This is a genomic window from Pseudomonas sp. 43(2021), assembly GCF_017490805.1.
In the GTDB taxonomy this organism is placed as follows: Bacteria; Pseudomonadota; Gammaproteobacteria; order Pseudomonadales; family Pseudomonadaceae; genus Aquipseudomonas.
In genome coordinates this window covers 1-670 of record NZ_JAFGYJ010000127.1, presented here as the reverse complement: position 1 = coordinate 670, position 670 = coordinate 1, and the positions used below count along the sequence as shown (strand labels likewise).

1 protein-coding gene is annotated in these 670 nt (G+C 61.6%); it reads left to right on the top strand.

Annotation, left to right across the window (positions count from 1 at the left end):
- Window positions 1-670: TonB-dependent receptor (locus tag J5M71_RS26315; protein ID WP_207838392.1), on the top strand; the 670-nt coding region annotated here is incomplete at both ends.

Genomic DNA, 670 nt, shown 5'->3' with positions numbered 1-670 from the left:
TCAACGGCGTCAACCTGTATGAATCGCGGGCCAGTGCAGCCGGGGCGACGCTGGTCAACGGCCGGCATCGCAAGGTCAATCTCGATAACGACCAGCACGTCACCGTGCATCAGGGCGGCACTTCAGCGGAAGCCAACTGGACGTTGCCGAGCGACTTCACCCTGACGTCGGTCAGCTCTTATCGTTTCTGGAATTTCACCCCGCGCAACGACGATGGCCTCAACGTGCCGGCCAGTTACAACGCCGGCGTGTCGGTGGAAGACAAACAGTATTCGCAGGAATTTCGCCTGGCCTCGCCCAAGGGTGAGTTCTTCGATTATGTGGTCGGCGCCTACTATTTCGGCTCGGATCTGGACAACAAATCCTTCTCCTATTACGGCCCGCAGGCCGATATCTGGAATGGCACACCGGCGGGCAGCCTGGCCAACGTCACCAGCGTCGGCAACGGCCATATCCAGACCGACAGTTTCGCCCTGTTTGCCCAAGGCACCTGGCACCTGAGCGAACGTCTCGATTTCACCGCCGGGGTGCGTGGCACCTACGAAGAGAAAAACGCCTCGGTCGGCCGCAACGCGCCGGTCGGCGGTGTAGCTGTGGCCGGCGCGGCAGCCAATGCGCGTCGCGGCCGTGCCGGCGTCTACGATTCCGGTGACTTGAATCAGTACAGCTC